General features: G+C 66.4%; 1 protein-coding gene and 1 pseudogene. Both read right to left on the reverse strand.

What is annotated here, in order from left to right; genetic code table 11:
- Positions 1-476 (reverse strand): ferredoxin reductase (locus AC097L_RS25915; RefSeq protein WP_479589561.1); only part of this gene is annotated, 476 nt, incomplete at its 3' end.
- Positions 473-761: pseudogene (locus AC097L_RS25920) on the reverse strand (aromatic ring-hydroxylating dioxygenase subunit alpha); the annotation flags it as partial. The gene AC097L_RS25915 and the pseudogene AC097L_RS25920, both read right to left, overlap by 4 nt.

Consider the following 761-nt stretch of genomic DNA (forward strand, 5'->3'; position numbering starts at 1 on the left):
CCGGAGCTGCGGATGCGCTCGTAAAAGGCGGTGCGTTCCTGGGCGCGACTGCAGTAGTGCATCTGGAACGGCGCGGCGCTGGCGGCCAGGCGCTCGGCCATGCACAGAATCGGCGTGATACCGATGCCGCCCGCCAGCAGCAGGCTGCGGCTGGCACCGTGCGCCAAGGGGAAGTGGTTTTTCGGCGCGCTGATTTGCAGCACATCGCCCTCTTGCACCGTGTCGTGCATGGCCTGTGAGCCGCCACGCGATGCCGGGTCGCGCAGCACGCCAACCAGGTAGCGATGGGTTTCGCTGGCATCGTTGCACAACGAATACTGGCGCGTGATCCCGCCGGGCAGGTGCACGTCCACGTGCGATCCGGCCGAAAAGCCCGGCAGCGCCGTGCCGTCGGTGGACACCAGCTCGTAGCTGCAGATGTCCAGCGCTTCCTGCGTTTTGCGCGCCACGCGCACGCTGATGGTGGCCGTGCTCATGCTGCCACCTGCGGTGCTTCGGCGGCCAGCAGGCGGTCGATCACCTTGCGGGCCTGCACGCCGCCGGAGTCGATGTTGAGCATCAGCAGCTTGCGCTGCGGGTGGGCCAGCAGGTTGCGCTGCTGCTTCTCCAGCATCTCCAGGTCTTCGCTGAAGATCTTGCCCTGGCCTTCGCGGATGCTGGCGGTGAGCTCGGTGTCGGTGGGCTTGAAGTGGCGCGCCATGCCCCAGAAGTACCAGATCGAGGTTTCGGTCTCGGGCGTAATGAAGTCCACCACGATGGAC

Source organism: Rhodoferax sp. RT5P35, from assembly GCF_056521385.1.